The sequence below is a fragment of the Kocuria sp. GQ42 genome, from assembly GCF_059758435.1.
In genome coordinates, this window is record NZ_JCAXEN010000001.1 from 1099854 (window position 1) to 1121782 (window position 21929).

25 protein-coding genes are annotated in these 21929 nt (G+C 73.9%); 10 read left to right on the forward strand and 15 right to left on the reverse strand.

Annotation, left to right across the window (positions count from 1 at the left end; translation table 11 throughout):
• Nucleotides 1-55: 55 nt before the first annotated feature.
• Both AC6CH6_RS05250 and AC6CH6_RS05255 read right to left on the reverse strand, forming a co-directional pair.
• The gene (locus AC6CH6_RS05250; RefSeq protein WP_498254293.1) at nt 56-1189 is read right to left on the reverse strand and encodes a site-2 protease family protein; all 1134 of its coding nucleotides are present in this window, start codon (nt 1187-1189) and stop codon (nt 56-58) included.
• Nucleotides 1186-1896, reverse strand: coding sequence for an HAD family hydrolase (locus tag AC6CH6_RS05255; protein WP_498254294.1), 711 nt, complete (start codon nt 1894-1896; stop codon nt 1186-1188). Before AC6CH6_RS05255 ends, AC6CH6_RS05250 begins: the two co-directional genes overlap by 4 nt.
• Nucleotides 1897-1970: 74 nt before the next feature.
• Between AC6CH6_RS05255 and AC6CH6_RS05260 the strand changes: the two genes are divergently transcribed.
• Nucleotides 1971-2879, forward strand: a complete 909-nt coding sequence (locus AC6CH6_RS05260) for a PAC2 family protein (RefSeq protein ID WP_017833504.1) — start codon at nt 1971-1973, stop codon at nt 2877-2879.
• A 126-nt stretch (nt 2880-3005) separates the two neighbouring features.
• Here AC6CH6_RS05260 and mshC read toward each other — a convergent pair whose 3' ends face one another.
• From mshC to AC6CH6_RS05275, 3 genes are all read right to left on the reverse strand, one after another.
• The gene (gene mshC, locus AC6CH6_RS05265) at nt 3006-4289 is read right to left on the reverse strand and encodes a cysteine--1-D-myo-inosityl 2-amino-2-deoxy-alpha-D-glucopyranoside ligase (protein WP_498254295.1); all 1284 of its coding nucleotides are present in this window, start codon (nt 4287-4289) and stop codon (nt 3006-3008) included.
• 97 nt (nt 4290-4386) lie between these two features.
• Nucleotides 4387-5217: an undecaprenyl-diphosphate phosphatase gene (locus AC6CH6_RS05270; RefSeq protein WP_017833502.1), complete on the reverse strand. Its 831-nt coding sequence runs from the start codon at nt 5215-5217 to the stop codon at nt 4387-4389.
• Nucleotides 5218-5328: 111 nt separating this feature from the next.
• Nucleotides 5329-5703, reverse strand: a complete 375-nt coding sequence (locus AC6CH6_RS05275; RefSeq protein WP_498254296.1) for a primosomal protein — start codon at nt 5701-5703, stop codon at nt 5329-5331.
• A 40-nt stretch (nt 5704-5743) separates the two neighbouring features.
• Here AC6CH6_RS05275 and AC6CH6_RS05280 point away from each other — a divergent pair, with 40 nt between their 5' ends.
• A complete protein-coding gene (locus tag AC6CH6_RS05280) occupies nt 5744-5977 on the forward strand; it encodes a DUF5703 family protein (protein ID WP_035923920.1) in 234 nt (77 codons plus the stop codon).
• Between the two features lie 28 nt (nt 5978-6005).
• Here AC6CH6_RS05280 and AC6CH6_RS05285 read toward each other — a convergent pair whose 3' ends face one another.
• From AC6CH6_RS05285 to AC6CH6_RS05295, 3 genes are all read right to left on the reverse strand, one after another.
• Nucleotides 6006-7262, reverse strand: a complete 1257-nt coding sequence (locus AC6CH6_RS05285) for an acyl-CoA dehydrogenase family protein (RefSeq protein ID WP_498254297.1) — start codon at nt 7260-7262, stop codon at nt 6006-6008.
• A gap of 79 nt (nt 7263-7341) precedes the next feature.
• The gene (locus tag AC6CH6_RS05290; RefSeq protein WP_017833811.1) at nt 7342-8679 is read right to left on the reverse strand and encodes a M20/M25/M40 family metallo-hydrolase; all 1338 of its coding nucleotides are present in this window, start codon (nt 8677-8679) and stop codon (nt 7342-7344) included.
• A 38-nt stretch (nt 8680-8717) separates the two neighbouring features.
• Nucleotides 8718-9152, reverse strand: a complete 435-nt coding sequence (locus AC6CH6_RS05295; protein ID WP_133410153.1) for a hypothetical protein — start codon at nt 9150-9152, stop codon at nt 8718-8720.
• 364 nt (nt 9153-9516) lie between these two features.
• On the opposite strand from AC6CH6_RS05295, the gene AC6CH6_RS05300 reads away from it, so the two are divergent.
• Nucleotides 9517-10653, forward strand: a complete 1137-nt coding sequence (locus AC6CH6_RS05300; RefSeq protein ID WP_498254298.1) for a CAP domain-containing protein — start codon at nt 9517-9519, stop codon at nt 10651-10653.
• A gap of 42 nt (nt 10654-10695) precedes the next feature.
• Here AC6CH6_RS05300 and AC6CH6_RS05305 read toward each other — a convergent pair whose 3' ends face one another.
• Both AC6CH6_RS05305 and AC6CH6_RS05310 read right to left on the reverse strand, forming a co-directional pair.
• On the reverse strand, nt 10696-11703 hold the full coding sequence (locus tag AC6CH6_RS05305) for a zinc-dependent alcohol dehydrogenase family protein (RefSeq protein ID WP_498254299.1): 1008 nt from the start codon (nt 11701-11703) through the stop codon (nt 10696-10698).
• Between the two features lie 164 nt (nt 11704-11867).
• The gene (locus AC6CH6_RS05310) at nt 11868-12611 is read right to left on the reverse strand and encodes an MBL fold metallo-hydrolase (protein ID WP_498254300.1); all 744 of its coding nucleotides are present in this window, start codon (nt 12609-12611) and stop codon (nt 11868-11870) included.
• Between the two features lie 186 nt (nt 12612-12797).
• Here AC6CH6_RS05310 and AC6CH6_RS05315 point away from each other — a divergent pair, with 186 nt between their 5' ends.
• Nucleotides 12798-13001 (forward strand): hypothetical protein, encoded by a 204-nt coding sequence (locus AC6CH6_RS05315; protein WP_498254301.1) that lies wholly within the window; start codon nt 12798-12800, stop codon nt 12999-13001.
• Between the two features lie 43 nt (nt 13002-13044).
• Here AC6CH6_RS05315 and AC6CH6_RS05320 read toward each other — a convergent pair whose 3' ends face one another.
• Complete coding sequence (locus AC6CH6_RS05320) at nt 13045-13743, reverse strand: type 1 glutamine amidotransferase domain-containing protein (RefSeq protein ID WP_498254302.1); 699 nt, start codon at nt 13741-13743, stop codon at nt 13045-13047.
• Nucleotides 13744-13889: 146 nt separating this feature from the next.
• Here AC6CH6_RS05320 and AC6CH6_RS05325 point away from each other — a divergent pair, with 146 nt between their 5' ends.
• Nucleotides 13890-14783 carry an SDR family NAD(P)-dependent oxidoreductase gene (locus AC6CH6_RS05325; RefSeq protein WP_498254303.1) on the forward strand — a complete coding sequence of 298 codons (894 nt, stop codon included), beginning with the start codon at nt 13890-13892 and terminating at the stop codon, nt 14781-14783.
• Here AC6CH6_RS05325 and AC6CH6_RS05330 read toward each other — a convergent pair.
• The gene (locus tag AC6CH6_RS05330) at nt 14758-15369 is read right to left on the reverse strand and encodes a deoxynucleotide monophosphate kinase family protein (protein WP_498254304.1); all 612 of its coding nucleotides are present in this window, start codon (nt 15367-15369) and stop codon (nt 14758-14760) included. The two genes, AC6CH6_RS05325 and AC6CH6_RS05330, sit on opposite strands and share 26 nt — an antisense overlap.
• A 163-nt stretch (nt 15370-15532) precedes the next feature.
• On the opposite strand from AC6CH6_RS05330, the gene AC6CH6_RS05335 reads away from it, so the two are divergent.
• From AC6CH6_RS05335 to AC6CH6_RS05345, 3 genes are all read left to right on the forward strand, one after another.
• Entirely contained in the window at nt 15533-16234 is a 702-nt protein-coding gene (locus AC6CH6_RS05335; protein ID WP_498254305.1) for a TetR/AcrR family transcriptional regulator, read from the forward strand.
• Nucleotides 16231-17925 carry an MDR family MFS transporter gene (locus tag AC6CH6_RS05340; protein WP_498254306.1) on the forward strand — a complete coding sequence of 565 codons (1695 nt, stop codon included), beginning with the start codon at nt 16231-16233 and terminating at the stop codon, nt 17923-17925. The genes AC6CH6_RS05335 and AC6CH6_RS05340 overlap by 4 nt, the downstream gene beginning before the upstream one ends.
• A 409-nt stretch (nt 17926-18334) precedes the next feature.
• The gene (locus AC6CH6_RS05345; protein ID WP_498254307.1) at nt 18335-18832 is read left to right on the forward strand and encodes a hypothetical protein; all 498 of its coding nucleotides are present in this window, start codon (nt 18335-18337) and stop codon (nt 18830-18832) included.
• Nucleotides 18833-18866: 34 nt separating this feature from the next.
• Here the strand turns inward: AC6CH6_RS05345 and AC6CH6_RS05350 are convergent, their stop codons facing one another.
• Nucleotides 18867-19457 (reverse strand): thymidine kinase, encoded by a 591-nt coding sequence (locus AC6CH6_RS05350; protein WP_419967317.1) that lies wholly within the window; start codon nt 19455-19457, stop codon nt 18867-18869.
• Between the two features lie 157 nt (nt 19458-19614).
• On the opposite strand from AC6CH6_RS05350, the gene AC6CH6_RS05355 reads away from it, so the two are divergent.
• The gene (locus tag AC6CH6_RS05355; RefSeq protein ID WP_133410143.1) at nt 19615-20346 is read left to right on the forward strand and encodes a DUF72 domain-containing protein; all 732 of its coding nucleotides are present in this window, start codon (nt 19615-19617) and stop codon (nt 20344-20346) included.
• Nucleotides 20347-20440: 94 nt separating this feature from the next.
• Nucleotides 20441-20650 carry a hypothetical protein gene (locus AC6CH6_RS05360; RefSeq protein WP_498254308.1) on the forward strand — a complete coding sequence of 70 codons (210 nt, stop codon included), beginning with the start codon at nt 20441-20443 and terminating at the stop codon, nt 20648-20650.
• Between the two features lie 14 nt (nt 20651-20664).
• Here the strand turns inward: AC6CH6_RS05360 and AC6CH6_RS05365 are convergent, their stop codons facing one another.
• Together AC6CH6_RS05365 and AC6CH6_RS05370 are read right to left on the reverse strand one after the other, a co-directional pair.
• On the reverse strand, nt 20665-21237 hold the full coding sequence (locus AC6CH6_RS05365) for a mycothiol transferase (RefSeq protein WP_498254309.1): 573 nt from the start codon (nt 21235-21237) through the stop codon (nt 20665-20667).
• 60 nt (nt 21238-21297) lie between these two features.
• On the reverse strand, nt 21298-21861 hold the full coding sequence (locus tag AC6CH6_RS05370) for a DinB family protein (RefSeq protein WP_498254310.1): 564 nt from the start codon (nt 21859-21861) through the stop codon (nt 21298-21300).
• Nucleotides 21862-21929 lie beyond the last annotated feature (68 nt).

Below are 21929 nucleotides of genomic sequence, written 5' to 3' on the forward strand. Positions count from 1 at the left end.
GGGTCCTTCCCCATTGTGTCACCGCGGCGCGGGGGGCCGGGGCGGGGGCCCGGCGTCAGCCGGCGAGCAGGCGCTCGAGGGCGGCGGTGCGCAGCACGCCCACGAGGGCGCCGTCGGGTCCCGTCACCACGTAGTGGGGGTACTCCCGGGCGGCGACGGCCCGCAGCAGGGACTCCTCGCGCAGCCCGGCGTCGAGCACGGCGTCGGCGGGCAGGTGCTGGAGCACGGACGTCAGCGGGGTGTCGGCCCGCCGGGCCGGGGGCACGGCGTCGGCCGCGGCCGGCAGGAGCAGACCGACGACCTGCCGGTCCGGGGAGACGGCGAGCACGTGCAGGACCGGGCCGCCCGGGGCGGCGGCGCGGGCGAGGTGGTCGGTGACCAGCCGGTCGGTGTGGGCCAGGGAGGCGCCCTCCGGCACCGCCACGGCGGGCTCGGCCAGCGCGGCGGCGCTGACGCCGTGCACGCGGGACAGGACGGCCGCCCCGCGCAGGGAGGCGCCGGCGCCCTGCCACATGAAGCCGGCGATGAGGACGACGAGCACGAGGGCGACGGGCTGGTTCCACAGGCCCGTGACCCCGGCCCCGACGACGAGGCCCACGGCGAGCAGCCGGCCCGTCCAGGCGGCCACCACCGTGCCGTGGTGCTCCCGGCCGGTGACCGCCCAGACCAGGGCCTCCACCACGCGGCCCCCGTCCAGGGGCAGGCCCGGCAGCACGTTGAAGACGCCGACGATGAGGTTCGCCCACGTGGTGAGGTCGAGCAGCACCCAGCCGAGCGTGGGCGACGGCTCGCCGGTGCGCAGCAGCGTCCAGCCGGCCAGGCCGAGCGCGAGGTTCACGGCCGGCCCGGCCAGCGACACCGCGGCGGAGGCCAGCGGGGTGCTGCGCACGTCCCCGAAGTGGGTGTGGCCGCCGAGCAGGCTGAGCACGATCCGGCCGGTGGGCCAGCCGAAGGCCCGGCCCGTCCAGGCGTGGGCCAGTTCGTGCAGCAGCACGGACAGGGCCAGGGTCAGGGCGAAGCCCAGGGACGCGGCGTAGTTGAGCGCGCCGAGCCGCGGGTAGGCGGTCATCAGCACGGGGGTGTAGAGGAGCACGGTGACCGCGGCGATCACGAACCACGACCAGGAGAGCGTGATGGGCACCCCGCCGATCCGGCCCAGGGGGATGCCCTCGCTGCGGGGGCGGCTCACGCGCGGGCCCCGGCCACGATCCGGCCGAGGTCCTCGGGGCCCACGCCGGCGAGGCTCGGCAGCACGAGGTCGGCGCCGGCGTCGTCGAGCGGGACCATGTTGGGCACGCCCACGGTGAAGATCCCCGCGGCGGTCGCGGAGCGGATGCCCGTGCGGGAGTCCTCGACGGCCACCATGCCGGCGCGCGCCAGCGGACGGCCGGCGCGCTCGGCGAGACCGGCGGCGCCGATCCGGTAGGGGTCGGGGGCCGGCTTCGCCGGGTGGCCGAGGTCGCCGGTGACGACGACGTCGAAGACGCCCGGGCCGCCGAAGGCGTCGAGGACGACCTCGGCCAGGAGCGCCTCGCTGCTGGTGACCAGGGCCAGGGGCACGCCGCGCTCGCGCAGGGCGGCGACCAGCTCCGGCGCCCCCTCCTTGTAGACGACCCGCTCCCGGGTGCGGGCCGCGACCCGGCCGATGAGCCGGTCCACGATCTCCCGGATCCCCAGGCGCACCCCCTGGCGCTGGAACACGGCGGCGGCGTCCTCCAGCCCGGTGCCGACCATGGCCAGGGCGTCCGCCTCGGTCCAGGTGCCCCCGTGGGAGCGCACCAGCTCGATCTCGGCCTCGATCCAGTACGGCTCGGTGTCCACCAGGGTCCCGTCCATGTCGAACAGCACGGCGGTGGGCAGGAGGTCGTCGGGGGACGCGGACGGGAGGCTGGACATGGCCTCCATCGTAGTGGCCGCAACACAGGGCTCCCCGTGCCGGGCCACTTGCCGTCGATGTCCCGGCGCGTAGTGTGGGTTCCGTGAGCAACAACTTCGACGAGACGTTCCCCCGCCCCCAGGCGGGGCCGTTCGGCGTGGTCCGCGAGGACGGTGACCAGGAGCGCGTGACCGTGCTGGTGGCCGCGTTCGAGGGGTGGAACGACGCCGGGGACGCCGCCACGGACGCCGTGCAGTTCCTGGCCACCCACTACGGGGCGAAGGACGTCTTCGAGGTGACGTCGGACGACTACTACGACTACCAGTTCTCCCGGCCCCTCGTGCGCCGGGGGGCGACCGGCGACGTGAAGATCGTCTGGCCCACGACCCGGCTCTCCACCGCCACCGTGCCCGGCACGAATCTCGACCTCGTGCTGCTGCACGGCTGGGAGCCCTCCTACCGGTGGCGCTCCTTCACCGCGGAGCTGCTCGAGCAGGCGACCCTGCTCGACGTCGACTTCGTGGTGATGGTCGGGGCGCTGCTCGCGGACGTGCCGCACACCCGGCCCATCCCGGTGACCAAGACCTCGGACACCGCCGAGCTCCAGGACGAGCTGGGCATCGACTCCTCCCAGTACGAGGGACCCACCGGGATCGTGGGGCTCCTCTCCCACATGGCCTCCCTGGGCGGGTTCCCCACGGTCAGCCTGTGGGCGGCGGTGCCCCACTACGTGGCGCAGTCCCCCTCCCCGAAGGCCGAGCTGGCCCTGCTGCGGGAGCTCGAGGAGCTGCTCAGCATCACGCTGCCGCTGGACGCCATCGCCGAGGACGCCGAGGCGTGGGAGCGCGGGGTGAACGAGCTGGCCTCCGACGACCCCGAGATCGCCGCCTACGTCCAGCAGCTCGAGGAGGCCAAGGACACCACGGACCTGCCCGAGGCCACCGGGGACGCGATCGCCAAGGAGTTCGAGCGCTACCTGCGCCGCCGCCGCGACGAGAAGTGAGCGCCGCCGGTGCCCGGTGACGGGGATCGGCGGCGCAGGGACGACGGAGGGGCGGCACCCGGGATCGGGTGCCGCCCCTCCGTCGTCGTCCGGCGTCGTCCGGCGGCACCGGGTCCGCCGGCGGGCTCAGAGCTCGATGCCGAGCCGGGCGTCCACCAGGTCCCGGACCAGCCGGGCGTCCGCCCCGCAGGGCCCCGGGGTGCCGGTGGTCAGGGCGTCGGCGGCCCACGCGTCCAGCGCCGCCAGCGCCGCGGGGGCGTCCAGGTCGTCGGACAGGGCGGTGCGCACGGCCTGCAGCAGCGGGGCCGCGCTGCCCTCCGGGGCCACGGCCAGGGCGCGGCGCCACGCGTCCACGCGGGCGACGGCGCCGGCCAGCACGAGGTCGGTCCAGAACCAGTCGTCGGTGTAGCGGTGGGCGAGGATCGCGGTGCGGATCACGGCGGGATCGACCCCCTGGGCCCGCAGCGCGGAGACGAGCACCAGGTTGCCCTTGGACTTGGACATCTTCTCCCCGTCGAGGCCGACCATCCCGGTGTGCAGGAAGTGCCGGGCCATGGGCTTGCCGGTCAGCGCCCAGCAGTGGCCGGCGCCCATCTCGTGGTGCGGGAAGACGAGGTCCGAGCCGCCGCCCTGGACGGTGAACGGGGCGGGCAGGTGCTCCAGGGCGATGAGCGAGCACTCGATGTGCCAGCCGGGCCGCCCCGGGCCCAGCGACGCGCCGTCCCAGGCGGGCTCTCCGGGGCGCTCCGCGCGCCACAGCAGCGGGTCCAGCCGGTGCCGCTTGCCCGGGCGCTCGGGGTCCCCGCCGCGCTCGGCGAACAGCGGCAGCATCTGCTCGGGGGTCAGGTGGGAGACGTCGCCGAGCACCCACGCGTCGTCGTCGTCGGTGGGCAGCGCGCCCGCGGCCTCGACGTCGAAGTAGACGTCCCCGTCCGGCTCGCCGTCCCGGCCCGCCACCCGGTAGGCGAGGTCGCGGGCCACGAGGCGCTCGACGGCCGGCACGATCCAGCCGACGGCCTCGGTCGCGCCCACGTAGTGCTGGGGCGGGAGGACGTTGAGCGCGCTCATGTCGGTGCGGAACAGCTCGGTCTGCTCGGCGGCCAGGTCACGCCAGTCCACGCCGGTGGCCGCGGCCCGTTCGAGCAGCGGGTCGTCCACGTCGGTGACGTTCTGCACGTAGTCCACCGGGGTCCCCGCGTCCAGCCAGGCGCGGTGCAGCAGGTCGAAGGCCACGTACGTGGCGGCGTGTCCCATGTGGGTGGCGTCGTACGGGGTGATCCCGCACACGTAGAGGCTCGCCCGCTCCTGCCGGGGCAGCTCCACCCGCCGCCGCAGCCGGGTGTCCTGCACGACGGGCAGGGCCGCCTCGCCGGGGAGGTCGGGAACGGGTCGGGCGGACCAGGCTTTCATGCTCACCTCGGGTGGTTCGGGGATCGGACGGCGGCCGCGGGGCCTCACCCAACCTACCGGACCGGCCGCCGCCCCCGATCCGGAGGTGACGCAGGGCTCAGGCGCTGATCACCCCGAGGCCCAGGAGCACGAAGATGGCCAGGCCCAGGGCGATGCGGTACCAGACGAAGATCGTGTAGCTGCGGTTGGAGATGTAGTGCATGAACCAGCCGATGATCACGTACGCCACCACGAACGCGATGCCCGTGGCCACGAGCGTCTCGGTCATGCCGTAGGGCCCCGCCTGCGGCTGTCCCACGGACTGCGCCAGCTTGTACAGCCCCGAGGCGAACACCGCGGGGATGGCCAGCAGGAACGCGTAGCGGGCCGCGGCCTCGCGCGTGTAGCCCATCAGCAGTCCCGCCGTGATCGTGCCGCCGGACCGCGAGACCCCCGGGATCAGGGCCAGCGCCTGCGCCAGCCCGAAGAGCACGCCGTGCTTGACGGTGAGGTCGTCCAGGTGCCGAGCCTGCCGGCCCACCCGGTCCGCGACCGCCAGGATCACGCCGAAGACCACCAGCATCGTGGCCGTGATCCACAGGGAGCGGAACTCCGTGTCGATGTAGTCCTCCAGCAGCAGCCCGAGCACGCCGATGGGCAGGGAGCCCAGGATGATCAGCCACCCCATCCGGGCGTCGGGGTCCGAGCGCTCCACGCGGCCCACCAGGGACAGGGTCCACTGCTTGAGGATCCGGACGATGTCCCGCCAGAAGTAGATGATCACGGCGGTCTCGGTGCCCAGCTGCGTGATGGCCGTGAACGCGGCGCCGGGGTCGGCGCTGTTCGGCAGGAGCTCGCCCACAATGCGCAGGTGCGCCGAGGAGGACACCGGGAGGAACTCGGTCAGGCCCTGGACGAGGCCGAGAATGATGGTTTCGATCCAATTCACCCGGCCACCCTACGGCACGCTCCGCGCCGGGCACGGCGGGACAGGCCCGGACGCGGCAGGAACGGCCCGCCGTGCGGGCCGTTCCTGCGGGTGCGGTGCGGGGGACGGGGCTCAGCGGGCCGAGCGCGCCCCGTCGGCGTCGTCGAGGTCCTCGTAGTCCTCCTCGTCGACGAGGTCCTCGTCGAGCATCTCGTTGTCCTCCAGGAGCTCCTCGTCGTCCTCCGAGTCGTCCTCGTCCTCGTCGTCGTCGGAGTCGTCTTCGGAGTCGTCGTCCGAGTCGTCCTCCTCCGCGAAGACGGTCAGCGGGGTGACCTCGTCGTAGGCGTCGTAGAGCGCCTCCTCGTAGGCGTCGAAGGCGTCGGCGATGGCGATGTAGGCGCCGTCGACGGCCGGGTCGTCGTCGCTGCGCCGGTTGGACGCGGCGACGAGGTGTTCTTCGAAGGCGCTCACGAGGGCCTGCAACGCGGCACGAGGGTCATTGCTCATGGAGTAGACGTTAGCGCTATTCCGTGCAGAATGGGGACCGATGAGAGAACAAGTCCGGACCAGCTCGGCCACCCTCACGAGGGACGCCGACCAGCGCTACGAGTACCTCCTGCTGACCGTGGCGCCGCACGAACCGCTCGGCGACGCGCGGGCCCGGCTCAGCGAGCACGCCGAGTACGGCAAGTGGGAGCTGACCCGTTCCGTGCTGCTCTACGGCGGGACCCGCAAGTACTGGCTGCGCCGCCGGGTGATGCGCGTGGAGCGCACCGTCTGAGCCCTGGACCCGCCCCCGCCGGCGGGGCTCAGCCCCCGATCGGGCCCAGCAGCGCCTTGGCCACGGCCGCGTGCACGGACTCGTCGTCGGACGGGTGGTAGATCCCGGCGAGCACGTCCCGGTACAGCCGCTCCAGCTCCCCGCCCCGGGAGTACTGGGCCCCGCCCGAGCTGCGCATCGCGAGGTCGACGACCCGGCGGGCCGCCTCGGTGGCGCGGTGCTTGACCCCGGAGAACAGCAGGAACCATCGGGGACCGTGGTCCGGGGCGCCGGCGGTGCCGAGGGCGTCGACGTCCGCGGCCAGCCGGAGCAGCTGCAGCTCCACCCCGTCCCGCAGCAGCGCGGCCTCGGCGATCCGCCGGCGGACGTCGGGGCGCTCGGCACGGGGCGCTCCCCCGCCGCGGGACCGCCGGGTGCCGGCGATCTCCACGGCCAGCTCCACCGCACGGTCCGCGATCCCGGTGTAGACGGCGGCCAGCAGCAGCTCGAAGCAGCCGAAGACGCCCCACACCACCGGGTCCGGGTTCGGGCCCACCGGGGTGCGGGTGAGCACCTGCTCCGCGGGCATCGGCACCGAGCGCAGCACCGTGGTCCGGGACTGGGAGGCCCGCATGCCCATGGTGTCCCAGTCGTCGAGGACCTCGATGCCCTCCGCCGCCCGGTCCAGGAGGCCGAACACCAGCGGCGTGCCCTCTTCGGCGTCGTCGCGGGCGTGGACGATCAGCCGGGTCCACACCGGGGACAGCGAGGTGAAGATCTTGGTGCCCGTGATCCGGTAGCCGTCGGCCACGGCCACGGCGGTGGTGTCGGAGTCGAAGAGCACGGAGTCGTTGCCGGCCTCGGAGATGCCGAAGGCGAAGATCTCCCCGGCCGCGGCCAGCTCGAAGATCCGTTCGGCCCGGGCGTCCCCGCGCAGGCGCAGGGTGTGCGCCACACCCACCAGGACGTGGTGCATGTTGATGCCCAGCGCCGTGGCGGGGGCGGCCGCCGCGAGCCGCCGCTGCGCGGCGACCGCCTGCTGCAGCGTGAACCCGAGGCCGCCCCGGTCCCGCGGCACCAGCATCAGCGGATAGCCGATCCGCACCAGGTCCGCGAAGTCCTCGTCGAAGAACCGGTTCTCCCGGTCGTAGCCGGCGGCGCGCTCGCGGAACGTCGCCAGCAGGTTGTCCGGGAGCAGGGTCTCGGGCACCAGGTCCCCGGCCGCCCGGTCCTCGGGCGCCTCGGCTCCCGCAGGTGCGGGTGCGGGTCGTGCGGTCGCGGGCTGCGGTCCGGTGGCGGGGTGCATCTCGCTCCTGTCGGCGGTCGTCGGGGTCGTGGGTGCTCCGGCGCTCGGGCGGACCGGGGCGGGAGGGGCGGGTGGCCGGTCAGTACCGGGTCAGCAGCCGGTGCAGCACGCGGGAGCCGAACTCCAGGGAGTCCGTGGGCACGCGCTCGTCCACGCCGTGGAACATGGACGGGAAGTCGAGTTCGTCGGGCAGGCGCAGCGGCACGAACCCGTAGCCGGTGATGCCGAGCGGGTCCAGGGACTTGTTGTCCGTCCCGCCGGAGAGCATGTACGGCAGCACGACCGCCTCGGGGTCCTCGGCGTGCAGCGCGTCGACCATGGCGTCGACCACGGTGCCGGAGAACGGCACCTCGAGGGCGATGTCGTCCGACTCGAACTCGAAGGACACCCCGTCCCCGGCGAGCTCCGCGAGCTTCGCCAGCACGATCTCGCGCTGGCCCGGCAGGTAGCGCACGTCCAGCCCCGCCTGGGCGGAGCCGGGGATGACGTTGACCTTGTAGCCCGCCTCGAGCATCGTCGGGTTCGCGGTGGTCTGCAGGGTCGCGCCCACGAACCGTGCCACGGAGCCGAGCTCGGCGAGCAGCCGCTGGGGGTTCTGGGGGTCGAACTCCACGCCCGTCAGCTCGGTGACCGAGTCCAGGAACGCCCGGGTGGTCTTGGTGAGCTCCACGGGCCACTGGTGCTCGCCGATGTTGGCCAGCGCCCTCGAGAGCCGGGTGACCGGGTTGTCGTCGTTGATCTGGGAGCCGTGCCCGGCCGTGCCCTGCGCGTTGAGGCGCAGCCACATGAGGCCCTTCTCCGCCGTCTGCAACAGGTAGGCCCGCCGGCCGCCGATGGTGGCCGAGTACCCGCCGACCTCGCTGATGGCGTCGGTGACGCCGTCGAAGAGACCGCGGTGGTGCTCCGCGATCCAGTGGGAGCCGTAGACCATGCCGGCCTCCTCGTCGGCGAAGAAGCCGAAGACGATGTCCCGCCGCGGCCGGTCCCCGGTGCGCACCATGTGGCGCAGCACCGAGATCATCATGGCGTCCATGTCCTTCATGTCCACGGCGCCGCGGCCCCAGATCATGCCGTCCCGGATCTCGCCCCCGAACGGGTCCACGGACCAGTCCGCGGCGATCGCGGGCACCACGTCGAGGTGGCCGTGCACCAGCAGGGCGTCGGCCGAAGGATCGGTGCCCTCGATCCGGGCGAAGACGTTGGCCCGGCCGGGCGCCGACTCCAGGACGGTCGTGGCGAGACCGACCTCCTCGATCAGCCCGGCCACGTACTCGGCGGCCCGCCGCTCCCCCTTGGCGTCGCCGCTGCCGTAGTTGGAGGTGTCGATGCGGATGAGGTTGCGGCAGATCTCGACGGTCTCGCCCTCGGGCGACGACGCCGCGGCCGCCGCGGCGGGAACGGTCTGAGGATCGGTCATGGCGGTCCTTCCTGGAGTTCCTGGTGGGCGGGTGGGGTTCAGCGGACGGCGGTGTCGCGGCCGGGGTAGCTCAGCAGCACGAGGCGTCCGGACTCCTCGACCACGAGGACCTCCTCCGTCTCCCCGGGGGCGTCCTCGGGGGCGACCACCAGCCGGTACCCCTCGGCGGTCTCGACGGCCTCGCCCTGGACGGCGAGCGTCTCGTAGCGGGAGGTGTCCGGGTGCCGGCGCTCGAGGTGGACGCCGCAGTACTGCGAGTTGCCCTCCGTGGCCCGGTGCACGTAGTCGTGGGACAGCAGCTCGCAGGCGCCGTCCCAGTCGCGCTCGGCCATCGCGTCGACGAACGCCCGGGTGGTGCCCTCGGGCGTCCCGAGGTCGGGGCCGCACCCGGTCAGGCCGACGGCGGCGGCGACGGCGAGGCACAGCCGCAACGGGGCCCGGACGCCGGTGGCGCGGGTGGCGTGGACGGTCATCGGGCTCCTCTCCGGGCGTGCGCTCACAGCCTATCGTCACCGGCACCGGTGCGTTCGCCGCGCGGACGGGGTGAGAACCGCTCACTATAACCACGGCAATTCCGGCCGTCCGGTACATTCCGTGATGTCGTCGTTATTGTTCTGTGATAGACGAAACAATTTCACACATTTCCTATTTGCAATGGGAATTCCCTAGCCTTTCCCTGGGCGCCTTCCCCAGCCCAATCTGTCTCGTCGTCCGGCCGGACGACGATAGCCCCCCGCCGCACGGAACCCCCCAATTCCTCCGTGCGTGCAGACAGACCAGGAAGCAGAAGCACCCATGGCGAAACATCGCTGCGCTCCCGCGCGCCGTCACGGCCGCATGGCCTCTTTGGCCCTCTCCGCCGGCATCGGCGTCACCACGCTCGCCGGCACCTCCCTGCTGGCCGGTCCGGCGGCCCACGCCGCCGCGCAGGACATCGTCGCGGTGGACGCCGCCACGCGTCAGGCCGACGCCCAGCTGATCCTCGACGAGATCAACCGCTACCGCGAGTCCCTCGGCGCGAAGCCGCTCAAGTACTCCGCCACGCTGTCCCAGGTGGTGCAGAAGGAGTCCGACCGGCAGATCGTCGAGGAGAAGTTCTCGCACAGCACCACCTTCCTCACCGACCCGCGCACCGGGCCCTGGACCAGCGCCAACGAGGTCATCGCCCTGGAGCACCACCGGGACGTGCGCGCCCTGGTGGCGTGGTGGAAGTCCTCGGCCGCCCACGACAAGGCGATCAAGGACCCGCGCCACGAGGTGATCGGCATCGGCCTCACCTACGCGGACGGCCGGCTCGAGAACTCCGGGCAGCCCTGGCAGGTGCTCTCCACCGTCAACCTCTACGGGTACGCCAACGGCGGCGCGCCTGCGGACGCCTCGACGCGCGTGAACGGGGCCCCGGCCTACACCTACGAGACGTCGACGCCCGTCCCGCCCCCGGCAGGGTACGGCGTGGGCGGCGCCATCGGCGCGAAGTACCATGCCCTGGGCGGCGCCCCGGTCGTCGGTCAGCCCGTGACGGCGGAGCGCGGCGGGCTGCGCGCCGGAGGCGTCTACCAGGAGTTCTCCCTGAACGGGCGCAAGTCCACCCTGTACTGGAGCCCGGCCACGGGCGCCCACCGGGTCGAGAACGCCACGGTCATCGGCCAGAAGTTCGTGGCCGGGGGGCGGGAGAACGGCTACGGCTTCCCGACCACGGAGGAGCGCCGGCTGGCCGACGGGTCCTCCTACCAGGTCTTCTCCCGGGACGGGGCGCTCACCAAGGTGCTGTGGACGCGGGCCCACGGTGCGCGTGCGGTGCACGAGACCGGCGCCATCGGCCGGGCTTGGAAGGCCGCCGGCTTCGAGCGGGGCTACGGCTACCCGGTCACCGACGAGATCCGCACCGGGACCACCGTCTACCAGCGCTTCTCGAACGGGTACAGGGTGAACTGGTCCCCGGCCACCGGTCAGGTGTGGGTCACCGGCTGGTGACCGGGATGCCCCGGGGTGCGCTCCCCGGGGCACCGGGCGGGCTCAGTGCTCGAGCACGATCTTGCCGAAGTGCCGGGCCGACTCCATCTCCCGGAACGCGTCGGCGGCCTCGGCGAGGGGGCGGCGGCGGTCGATCACCGGCCGCAGGCCGGTCGCCTCGAGCGCGCGCACGAAGTCGGCCTGGTCCCGGCGGCTGCCCACCAGCAGTCCCTGGAGGCGCGCCTGGCGCGCCATGAGCAGCGCCGTGGGGACGTCGCCCGCTGCCCCGGTGAGCACGCCGATCAGGGAGATGTGGCCGCCGACGCGCACGGCGCGGATCGACTGCGCCAGGGTGCCCGGGCCGCCGACCTCGATCACGTGGTCGGCGCCGCGCCCGTCCGTGAGCTCCTGGACGGCGCGTCCCCACTCGGGGGTCTCGCGGTAGTTGATGACGTGGTCCGCGCCGAGCCGCCGGACGCGTTCGAGCTTGTCGTCGGAGGATGACGTGACCACCACGGTGGCGCCCACGGCCTTGGCGAGCTGCGTGGCGTAGACCGAGACGCCGCCGGTGCCCAGGGCCAGGACCACGTCCCCCGCCCGGAGCCCGCCGTCCACCACGAGCGCCCGCCAGGCGGTGACGCCGGCCGTGGTGATGGTCGCGGCCTCTGCGTGGGACCACCCGGCCGGTGCGCGCGTGAACCACGTGGCGGGACGCACCACCGTCTCCCGGGCGTAGCCGTCGAGCCCGTCCCCCGGGACGCGCCGGAAGTTCCCGTCCACGGGGGGTCCGTCCTGCCAGAGCGGGAAGAAGCAGGAGACCACGGCGTCGCCCTCCGCGAGGTCGTCGACGCCCTCCCCCACGGCCGCGACGACGCCCGCGCCGTCCGCCAGCGGGATCCTCCCGTCCTCGGTCCGTGTCCCGCCGGAGACCACGAGGTAGTCGTGGTAGTTCAGGGAGCTGGCGTGCACGCGGACACGGACCTCGCCGGGGCCCGGCGCGCCTGGGTCGGGTGCCTCCCCGAGCTCGAGCCGGTCCAGGCCGCCGGGGGCGGAGACGGTCAGTTGCTTCACGGTGGGTCCTCCAGGCGCTGCGGGGTCGTCGGTCGCCGCCCACGATAGCCGCCGCCCCCGGGGGTGTCATCAGCACGCTTCGGATCCCCGGTGGGGCGGGGTCGCGACAGCCACGGCCGCTCCCGGCCCGGTCCGGACCGGTTCGCGGACCCTGCCGGGCTCGCTCAGTGGGCGCCCACCGCGCGGGCGTGCCGGGCCGCGGCCTCGGCGCCCTGCGTCCACCGCTCCCCGTGGCCGGGCAGCACGGTGCGCGCCCCGGTGGCGGCCACCGCGTCGAGGGAGGCGAGGGCCACGGCGGAGTCGTGGGTCGCGGCCCCGGCGACGATCTGCGGGCCGCGCCGGCCGGTGTAGGGGTCCAGCGTCACGAGCGCGTCACCGCTGAGCACGGTCCCGCGGCCGGGCAGGTCCAGGACGCAGTGCCCGTCCGTGTGGCCGGGGGTGTGGACCACCACCGGCCGGCCCGGGACCGGCAGGACGGTCCCGGCCTCGAGCGGAAGCAGATCCCGCACGCCCCGGACCGTGAGGGCCCCGGCCACCGCCATGCGGCCGAGCAGCGGCAGGGACCGCGGGTGGGTGAAGGGGTAGAGGAACCGGTTGCGCTCGGGCCGGTACCGGTACGGGTGGGCGGCCAGCCGCGCGTCCGCAGGGTGCCCGTGCACCGGCAGCCGCCACTCCTCCTGCGCCCGCCGGGCGAAGCCCACGTGGTCGAAGTGCGCGTGCGTGAGCACCAGCGCCCTCACCTCGTCGGGGCGCCGCCCGCGCTCCTCGAGTCCCGCCAGCAGCATGGGCCACATGCTCGGCAGGCCGGCGTCCACGAGCGTGACGCCGTCCTCGTCCTCGACCAGGTAGCAGTTGACGTGGGCGTGGGTGATGCGGTGGACGCCGTCGGCCACTTCGGGGGTGAACATGGGTCTCCTCACTCGATCAGTGTGCTGATCATACCTGCCGGGCGCCGACACCGACCAGGCGACCGCCCCGCCGGGCGGCGCGCCCGGTACCATGGGCCCCACGCAGGGCCCCGGTCCGCGGATCCCCCGGTCCGCCCGGAGCAGGCCCCGCCCTCCCCCGACCTGAACCCCCCGAAAGGTCCCGCTGTGAACGCTCAGCGCCCCGATGCCCTGCCCTCCGTGGAGATCGTCGCCGTGCCCTTCCACCGGCTCCGCCGGAACCGGTGGGCCATGACCTTCGTGCCCGCCGACGGCGGGCACGCCGTCCGCCGCACGTTCCCGGAGTTCCGGGACGCGGTGGTCGCCGCCCGCGGCCTCGCCCTGGCCGGGAGGACGTCCGTCAGCGCCTGAGCCCGGCGGCTCCCACCGCCGCCGGCGCGTCTGCGGCCGGGGGTCACTCGGCGAGCGCCTCCACGAGGACGTCGGCGACGGCCTGGCTCGACTGGGGGTTCTGGCCGGTGATCAGGTTGGCATCGCGGATGACGTGGCTGGACCACGCGGGGCCGGTCTCCACGACGGCCCCCTTCTCCCGGAGCACGGTCTCCAGGAACCAGGGGGTGTTCTCCCCGGTGCCGCCGCCGAGCTCCTCCTCGTTGGTGAAGGCGGTCAGCCTGCGGCCCGCGAACAGGAACGTCCCGTCGTCCTGGGCGCTGAGCAGGGCTGCGGGACCGTGGCAGAACGGGGCGATGAGCCGGCCGGTCCGGTTCGAGGAGGCCAGGATCCGGCCGAGCGAGGGGTCGTGGACGAGGTCCGCCATGGGACCGTGGCCGCCGGGCAGGACCACGGCGTCGTAGTCGTGCTCGTCGACCTCGGCCAGGACGCGGGGGGCGGCGAGCTCGGCGTCGATGTCCTCCAGGTAGCTGCGGAACTCGTCGGCCCGCTCCTGGCCCCCGGTGACGTCCGGGGAGAGGCTGACCCGGTCCACGGTGGGCCGGCGCCCGCCGGGGGTGGCGATGTCGACGGTGTGCCCGGCCCGGCGCAGCGCCCGGTGGGCGACGACGAGCTCCTCCGCCCAGAAGCCGGTGGGGTGCTCGGTGCCGTCCCGCATGGTGAGGGAGTCGGCCGCCGAGACGATCATCAGAACACGGGCCATGATGGTCAGCTCCTCAGCTGTGCTGTCTGTCCGGGTGTTTTCCGTCGTGCGTGCCGCAACGGCTCCGCCCGCGCGCTTATTCCGTCCGGCGGCCCAGGAGGCGTCGCTATGCTGACCGGGATTCCGGCTCGACCGAGGAGGTCACCATGGACCAGCACGACGAGGACCAGCACCGCGAGCAGCACGCCCACCGGCGCGGGGGGCGGCGCACGGTGGTGATCACCGGCGCGAGCGACGGCATCGGGGCCGCCGCCGTCCGCGAGCTGGCGGGACGGGGCCACGACGTCGTCGTCGTCGGGCGATCGGGCGAGAAGACCGCGGCGGTGGCCGCACCCCTGGGGCTCCGGCACTTCACCGCGGACTTCGCGCGGCTCGACGACGTGCGCCGGCTCGCCCGGGAGCTGCAGGAGTCCGTCCCGCGGATCGACGTCCTGGTCAACAACGCCGGCGGGATCTTCGACCGCCGCGAGCTGACGCCCGACGGGCACGAGATGACGTGGCAGGTCAACCACCTGGCGCCCTTCCTGCTCACCCACCTGCTGCTCGACCGGCTCGTGGCGGACGGCGCGGCGGTGCTCAGCACGTCCAGCGTCGCCGCCCGGATCGGCCGGCTCTCGCCGGAGGTCCTCGTCGACGACCGGCGCTGGTCCCCGCAGGGGGCCTACGGGGACACGAAGCTCGCCAACATCCTCTTCACCCGCGGTCTCGACCGGCGGCACGGACCGCACGGCCTCGCCGCCGCGGCGTTCCACCCCGGGGGCGTCGCGACGAACTTCGCCTCGGGCACCACCACCCCCCTGCGGTTCCTGTACCGCACCCGCCTGGGCCGCCGGCTCATGATCACCCCGGAACGGGGCGCGGAGACCCTGGTGTGGCTGGCGGAGGGCGCCGCCGGCGAGGACTGGCGCTCCGGGGGCTACTTCGAGAAGAGGCGGCCCGCCCGTGCCCCGTCCCGCGCGGCCGACGACGCGCTCGCGGACGCCCTGTGGCGGCGCAGCGCCGAGCTCGTGGGGCTCACCCCGGGGCACCCGGCCGGCTGAGCACCAGGGCGTCGACCTTCGCCCAGAGCTGCTCGACCGTCCCGTCGTTGACGAGGACGGCGGTGATCCAGCGCGGGTCGATGCCGGCCTCCGAGGGGTGCGGGTCCTCCGGGGCAGGAGCCCCGGGGCGCACCACGTGCACCACCCTGCCCCCGGCGGCCGTGATGGCCTCGGCCTCGACGTCGAAGCGCACGTCCGTGAACACGACCGGCCCGCCCAGCCGCCGGGCGGTCTCCAGCCCGCGGTCCGCCCACACCGTCTCCCCGAAGACGGCCTTGCCGGCCTCGTTGCCGACTTTCTGCAGCAGCGTCCGGATCTCCCGGTGCACCGGGTCCCGCGCCTCGTCCTTGAGCAGACCCCAGTCCCCGTCGGCCTCCGCCAGCACCGTGGCGAGCCGCACGAGCCGGCCGTCCCGGACGCCCACGAGGGGGTCCAGCTCGGTGAGGAACAGCCGCAGCGGGTCCGCGAAGGCCACCCGTGCGTAGCCGTGCGCGACCACGAGGCGGTCGCCGCACGTGTCCTTGCCCGACTGCTTGCGCCCGTGCAGCCCGATCAGCCGCGGGCGGGGGTCCGGTTCCTGGGCCATGACGGGTCTCCTCCGGTCGTGCACCGACGTGCTCCAGCGTACGGACGGGGGCACGACGGCGCACCGGGCATCGCCCGCCACAAAATTGCACTATGATGTCTTGAGTGCAACGTCAATTCGACCTCGGGCGCCTCCGGTGACGGCGGGCGCCCGGGAGCAGCGCATGCGCCGGACCCGCCGCTCCCTCATCACCGGCGCGCGCCGGCTGACCGCCGAGCGCGGGCTGTCCGGGTTCACCGTGGACGAGCTCTGCGCGGAGGTCGGGATCTCCCGGCGGAGCTTCTTCAACTACTTCGCCTCCAAGGACGACGCCGTGCTGGGCACCCCGGCCCGGGACCCGCTCGAGGCCTTCGGCGAGGAGTTCGTGGCCGGGGGCTCCGCGCCGGACGGAGCGCCGCTGCTGAGCGCCCTGCAGGAGTTGGTCGTGCGCTCCTTCGCCCTCCTGGAGGGCCCCCACGACCGGACCCTGCTGCTGGACGTCCTGCGCCGCGAGCCCGTGCTGCTCCAGCGGCTCACCGAGACCATGGAACGCCGGCTGGCCGAGCTGACGGACCTCATCGCTCGCCGGCAGGGCTGCGGGGAGCGGGACCCGTTCCCCGGCGTGGCCGCCGCCGTCGTCTCCCACCTCGCGGGGCACACCGTCCACGAGCTCCTCGAGACCCGGCCGGCCGGCGCCTACCCGGACGAGTCCCCGCCCCTGGAGGAGTTCGCGGAGCTGCTGGCCCGCAACGTCCGCCTCGCCGGGGCCCTGCTCTCCCCCGGCGCCACCGCCCCGCCGACGACGCCGGACGCCGCCGCGGAGACCCCCTCAGCCACTCCCCCCGACACCTCTGACCCGTCCCCGGACACCGAAGGAAGCCCATGACCACCACCCCGTCCGCGGTCGCGCAGGACGCCCCGCTGCTGGTGCTGACCCAGAAGCGGATCTGGATCATCTTCTCCGCCCTCATCGCCGGGATGATGCTCGCCAGCCTCGACCAGACGATCGTCTCCACCGCCATGCCGACCGTCGTCGGCGAGCTGGGCGGCGTGGAGCACCAGGCCTGGATCACCACGGCCTACCTGCTGGCCACCACCATCGTGATGCCGGTCTACGGCAAGTTCGGCGACGTCCTGGGCCGGCGCAACCTCTTCCTGGTCGCCATCGCCCTGTTCACCCTCGCGTCGGTGGGCTGCGCCCTGGCCACCGGGTTCTGGCAGTTCGTGACCTTACGCGCGCTGCAGGGGCTCGGCGGCGGAGGACTGATGATCCTCTCCCAGGCGATCATCGCGGACATCGTCCCGGCCTCCGAGCGCGGCAAGTACATGGGCCCGCTCGGCGGCATCTTCGGGCTCTCCGCCGTGGCGGGGCCGCTGCTCGGCGGCTACTTCGTGGACCACCTCACCTGGCAGTGGGCCTTCTACATCAACATCCCCATCGGCATCGCCGCCTTCGCCATCGCCTGGTTCACCCTGACCCTCCCGCACAAGCGCGCGACCCGCAGGATCGACGTGGCCGGCGTCCTGCTGCTGTCCGTGGCGACGACCTGTCTCATCTTCTTCACCGAGTTCGGCGGCAACGCCGAGCACGGCTGGGGCGCGGCCGCCACGTGGGCGTGGGCGGGCGGCATGCTCGTGGCCACGGCGCTGTTCGTCTGGAACGAGACCCGGGCCGAGGACCCGATCATCCCCCTCGGCCTGTTCCGCAACCCGGTGTTCGTCAACGCCACCGCGATCGGCCTCACCCTGGGGCTGGGGATGTTCGCCGCCATCGCGTTCGTGCCCACGTTCCTGCAGATGTCCTCCGGCACCTCGGCGGCGGAGTCCGGGCTGCTCATGGTCCCCATGATGGTCGGGCTGATGGGCACCTCGATCTGGTCCGGCCTCAGGATCTCCCGCACCGGCCGGTACAAGGGCTACCCGCTGGCGGGCACGCTCGTCACGGCGTCGGCCATGCTCTCCATGACCACGCTGGCGGCCGAGACGCCCATCTGGCTGATCTGCGTCTACCTCTTCGTGTTCGGCGCGGGCCTGGGCCTGATCATGCAGGTCATCGTCCTCGTGGTGCAGAACGCCGTGGACCCGTCCATGGTGGGCACCGCCACCAGCACCAACAACTACTTCCGGGAGGTCGGCGCGGCCCTCGGCGTGGCGATCTTCGGGGCGATCTTCACCAACAACCTCTCGGAGCGGCTCACAGCGGTCTTCACCGGGGCCGGGGCCTCCGCCGCCCAGGCCGGGGAGGCGACCGCCACCCTGGACCCGCAGACCCTGGCGCAGCTGCCCGAGCCCGTCCGCGAGGGCATCGTCACCGCGTACGCCGACTCCCTCGCCCCGGTGTTCTGGTACCTCATCCCCTTCATGCTGCTGGCCTTCGTCCTCGCGGTGTTCCTCAAGCAGATCCCGCTCTCGGACACCGCCGGCATGGTGGCCCGCGGCGAGGCCATCGGCGGCGCGGAGGCCGCGGCCCACGAGGCCGCCGCGAAGGAGGCCGCGGCGCAGGAGACAGCGGCGCAGGAGACAGCGGCGCACGACGACGCGCGCCGAGCGTCCTCCACCGGCACCCCCTCCCCCTGACCGGCCCCGGCGTCCGGCCGGCCCGGGGCGGGGCGGGAACTGGCCGAAAGGCCATGTGCTTCAGTGAACACCCCCGGTAGGCTCGGGCCCGGGCCGGATCCACGCCCGGCCCGGGCCCCACCCACCCCCCTCGGAAGGAACTGTCATGATCAGACTGGTCGGCGAGTTCGACGCGTTCTTCAACCCCAACTTCACGGCCATCCTCGGCATGTTCTTCGACCTGGTCCGCGCGGTGCTGCTCGGCGGCTGAGCCCCGGTCCACCCCGCGCCCTCGGCGCCGCCGGAGCTCCTCCGGCGGCGCCGTCCGCGTTCCCGGAGGCTTCCGGCGGTCGGCGCCGCCTGCTAGGTTCTGCGCATCAGGCACCCGGCGGATCGGCCGCCCCCGCAGCGCAGACCCCAGGAGGTCTCCGTGAGCCAGCACCACCACCTCGGCGGAGCCACCGGCGTCGGCACCCGCGCCGTGGTGGTCCGCGGCGGCCCCGTCCTGCGCACCGAGCGGCGCACCGTCGTCGACGAGACCGACCGGACCGTCACGGTCGACGACGGCACCCGGTTCGCCAAGACCACCGGACCGGTGCGGGACGCGCCGGAGGTCGACCCCGCCGAGCCCGACGGCGCGCACGCCCCCGTCCGGCTCGTCACCGAGGGCCACCCGGCCTTCGAGCAGCTGTGGGCGGACGCGGTCCTGAGCACGTTCACCGACTCCGACCACACCGCCTACGTCGAGGGCCTGATCGCCTCGAACCGGCTCGCCCGGCGCGGCGACGTGCACGCCCACTACGACGTGGCCGCCATCATCGACGAGCTCGCCGCCCTGCACCCCGACCTCGAGGCGATCCCCGAGGACCTGTTCTGGGCGGTCGTCGACCGGCACGGCCGCGAGGACGACCGGGACGTCACCCCCTGACGCCGTCCCCGGGCCGGCCCGCCGGGTCCCCGGCTCAGCCCAGGCGCCCGTCCGAGTGCCGCAGGTAGCAGCCGGCGCACATCGACTCGTAGGACACGGCCGCACCGTCGATGGCCACCTGGTCGCCCTCGAAGACCGGCTCCCCGTCCACCGTGCGGGCGTTGAACATCGCCTTGGACCCGCAGCGGCAGATCGTGCGCAGCTCCTCGACCGTGTGGGCCACGGCCAGCAGGCGCGCCGCGCCCGGGAACGCCACGGTGCGGAAGTCGGTGCGCAGCCCGTAGGCCAGCACCGGGACGCCGTCGAGCACCGCGATGCGCAGCAGGTCGTCGACCTGGGCCGGGGCGAGGAACTGCGCCTCGTCCACCAGCAGGCAGTGCACCGGTCCGCGCTCCCGCACGGCGGCCCGGAAGCGCTCGCGCGCCCCGTCCTCCGGGGCCAGCAGCAGGTCGACCCGCCGGGACTCCCCCAGGCGTGAGACCACGGTGTCCGCGCCCTTCGAGTCGATCGCGGGCTTGGCGACGAGGACCGTCTGGTCGCGCTCCTCGTAGTTGTGCGCGGCCTGGATCAGCACGGTGGACTTGCCGGAGTTCATCGCCCCGTGCCGGAAGTAGAGCTTCGCCATCAGCGGGTCCCGGCAGGCCGGGGGTCGGGGGTGGTCATGCGCGTTCTCCTGGGATCGTGCGGGGTGCTCGGCGGGGGCGCCGTGCGTGCCGGTGAACACCCTACGTCCGCCACGCGGGCGGCCGGGCCCGGGGCCCTCCACCGCTACCCTGGAGCCCATGGGCTGGCACATCGGCACCTCCGGGTGGAGCTACGACCACTGGGAGCACGTCCTCTATCCTCCCGGCACGGCCCCGGCGAAGCGCCTGGAGATCTACACCCGGGCCTTCTCCACCGTGGAGCTCAACGCCAGCTTCTACCGCTGGCCGCGCAGCAGCACCTTCGCCGGCTGGAACCGGCGCCTGCCGGAGGGCTTCCGGATGACGGTGAAGGCTCCCCGCGGACTGACGCACGCGAAGAAGCTCTACGCGCCCGAGACCTGGAGCCGGCGGATCGCCGAGTCCTGGCACGAGCTGCGGGACCGGCGCGGCGTGCTGCTCGTCCAGCTCCCGCCGGCGCAGGCCCGCGACGACGCGCGCCTCGACTGGTTCCTGGCCGGGCTGCCCGACTGGCTGCCCGTCGCCGTGGAGTTCCGCCACGACAGCTGGGTGCACCCGGAGGTCTTCGAGCTGCTCCGGCGCCACGGCGCGGCGTACTGCGTGATGAGCGGGGCCGGGCTGCCCTGCGTCCTCGAGGCCACCGCCCCGTTCGTCTACGTCCGCTTCCACGGCCCCGACCACCACCACCTCTACGCCGGCTCCTACTCGGACGAGGACCTGGCCTGGTGGGCGGACCGGATCCGGGAGTGGCACCACGGCGGCCGCGAGGTCTACGCGTACTTCAACAACGACGGCGACGGCCACGCCGTGCGCAACGCCCTGACGCTGCGCCGGCTCCTCGAGGGCGGCTGAGGAGACCCCCGGCCGGGCGCAGGACGCACTGCGCGGGATGCCGGACCCGGGCATAGGATCGGGCCATCACCGTCGAGCAGGACAGGAGCCGGAGATGGACCGCTACCCCGAGCCCGCGGACCGCAACGAGGCCTGGGCGGAGACGAGCCAGGAGGGACTGGGCGTCCGCGACGAGGCCTGGCTGACCGCCACCACCGACGAGAGCAACCGGCGCGCCGGCGCTGCCCCCGAGGAGGCCGAGGACGACGCCCCGCCCCCGGATGACCCGGAGGCGGGGACCGGGCGCCCATCGGACGACGAGTAGCCGCATCCCGCCGGTCAGTCCTGCGGGCTCCACGGCTCCCCGTCCGCCAGGGCGTTGAGCTCGTAGGCGGTCCGCCCGTCGAGGGACTCGCGCAGGATGTCGGCGTGCCCGGCGTGCCGGGCGTTCTCCTCGACCATGTGCAGCGCCACCCACCGGGCGGGCCACGTCCCCAGGTCCCGCGGGAACCACGGGGCGTCCGGGACGGGGATGCGGGCCTCCGGGTCCGCGGTGCGCAGCCCGGCCTCGACGCGGTCGGCCAGCGCGTACAGGGCCGCGCGCAGGGACTCGGCGGTGTCCTCCGGGCGCACGGCCTCCGGCAGGATCGCCCCGGCGGCCCAGCCGGCCTCGTCCAGCGGCTCCCCGGAGGTCCGGTGGGGGTCCGTGAGCACGGCGAACGGACCGTGCCCGCCGATGAACAGGACGTGCCGGGCCAGCGCGCCCAGGCTCATGGCGCTCGCCGAGGGAGTCGCCCGCAGCTGCTCGGCGTCGAGACCCTGGAGAGTGGTGGCGACCTGGCGGATCTGCTGGCTCGCGAAGGCCGCCAGGGCGTCGCGCTCGTCGGTGACGGTGGGAGTGAGGAAGGGCACGGTGGGCTCCTGAGGTGTCGTGCGGCGCGGATCGGGGACGAGGCCGGCGGGCGCGGTGGCTCAGCGGGTGTGGGCGTACAGGTCGCGCAGCAGAGCGAGCTCCGCGCCGTGGTGGATCAGCTCGCGGTTGATGTGCAGCACGAGAGCGAGCATCGGCAGGTCCGCGTACGGGCCCTCCACCGGGCCGCACGGGCGCGCCAGGTCCGCGTCCGTCAGCGAGTGCACCCCGGCCGCCCAGCGGGCGAACTCGCGGTCGAGCTGGGCCAGCGCCTCCTCCGCGGTCCCGGCGTACGCCCAGCTCTCGTAGGACGCCTCAGGGCCGGCGAAGTGCCCGTGGCTGCGCGCGGCGAGGACCCCGACGACGACGTGCGCCAGCCGCCAGGCGATGGTCGTGAACGGCGCGGGCACCGGTTCGGGGAAGGCGAAGTCCAGCACGAGCTCCCCGCGGCCCGCCTGCATCGGGGTGCGTTCCTCGGCCCGGGGATGGACCGTCCACGCGGACCCGCCGGTGGGGTCGAAGAAGTACTCCTCGTCGGTCAGGCCGGCGAGGCGGGGCCGCAGCTGGTGGGTCCAGTGCCGGTCGATCTGGTCGGCGGCACAGGCGGCGACGTCGAGGTCGGTCATGGCGGTTCCCTCCTGGTCGGGGCGCCTCCGGCGCAGCGTCCGGTGACAGGTCCAGTGTCCTCCCCGAC

Bases quoted from the DNA above. Each gene is read 5' to 3' on its own strand.
- AC6CH6_RS05300 (WP_498254298.1), top strand. From the start codon at position 9,517: ATGGCCTCTTTGGCCCTCTCCGCCGGCATCGGCGTCACCACGCTCGCC.
- AC6CH6_RS05320 (WP_498254302.1), bottom strand. From the start codon at position 13,743: ATGGCCCGTGTTCTGATGATCGTCTCGGCGGCCGACTCCCTCACCATG.
- AC6CH6_RS05290 (WP_017833811.1), bottom strand. From the start codon at position 8,679: ATGACCGATCCTCAGACCGTTCCCGCCGCGGCGGCCGCGGCGTCGTCG.
- AC6CH6_RS05255 (WP_498254294.1), bottom strand. From the start codon at position 1,896: ATGTCCAGCCTCCCGTCCGCGTCCCCCGACGACCTCCTGCCCACCGCC.
- mshC (WP_498254295.1), bottom strand. From the start codon at position 4,289: ATGAAAGCCTGGTCCGCCCGACCCGTTCCCGACCTCCCCGGCGAGGCG.
- AC6CH6_RS05335 (WP_498254305.1), top strand. From the start codon at position 15,533: ATGCGCCGGACCCGCCGCTCCCTCATCACCGGCGCGCGCCGGCTGACC.
- AC6CH6_RS05285 (WP_498254297.1), bottom strand. From the start codon at position 7,262: ATGCACCCCGCCACCGGACCGCAGCCCGCGACCGCACGACCCGCACCC.
- AC6CH6_RS05360 (WP_498254308.1), top strand. From the start codon at position 20,441: ATGGACCGCTACCCCGAGCCCGCGGACCGCAACGAGGCCTGGGCGGAG.
- AC6CH6_RS05340 (WP_498254306.1), top strand. From the start codon at position 16,231: ATGACCACCACCCCGTCCGCGGTCGCGCAGGACGCCCCGCTGCTGGTG.
- AC6CH6_RS05355 (WP_133410143.1), top strand. From the start codon at position 19,615: ATGGGCTGGCACATCGGCACCTCCGGGTGGAGCTACGACCACTGGGAG.
- AC6CH6_RS05275 (WP_498254296.1), bottom strand. From the start codon at position 5,703: ATGAGCAATGACCCTCGTGCCGCGTTGCAGGCCCTCGTGAGCGCCTTC.
- AC6CH6_RS05350 (WP_419967317.1), bottom strand. From the start codon at position 19,457: ATGGCGAAGCTCTACTTCCGGCACGGGGCGATGAACTCCGGCAAGTCC.
- AC6CH6_RS05325 (WP_498254303.1), top strand. From the start codon at position 13,890: ATGGACCAGCACGACGAGGACCAGCACCGCGAGCAGCACGCCCACCGG.
- AC6CH6_RS05370 (WP_498254310.1), bottom strand. From the start codon at position 21,861: ATGACCGACCTCGACGTCGCCGCCTGTGCCGCCGACCAGATCGACCGG.
- AC6CH6_RS05310 (WP_498254300.1), bottom strand. From the start codon at position 12,611: ATGTTCACCCCCGAAGTGGCCGACGGCGTCCACCGCATCACCCACGCC.
- AC6CH6_RS05295 (WP_133410153.1), bottom strand. From the start codon at position 9,152: ATGACCGTCCACGCCACCCGCGCCACCGGCGTCCGGGCCCCGTTGCGG.
- AC6CH6_RS05280 (WP_035923920.1), top strand. From the start codon at position 5,744: ATGAGAGAACAAGTCCGGACCAGCTCGGCCACCCTCACGAGGGACGCC.
- AC6CH6_RS05330 (WP_498254304.1), bottom strand. From the start codon at position 15,369: ATGGCCCAGGAACCGGACCCCCGCCCGCGGCTGATCGGGCTGCACGGG.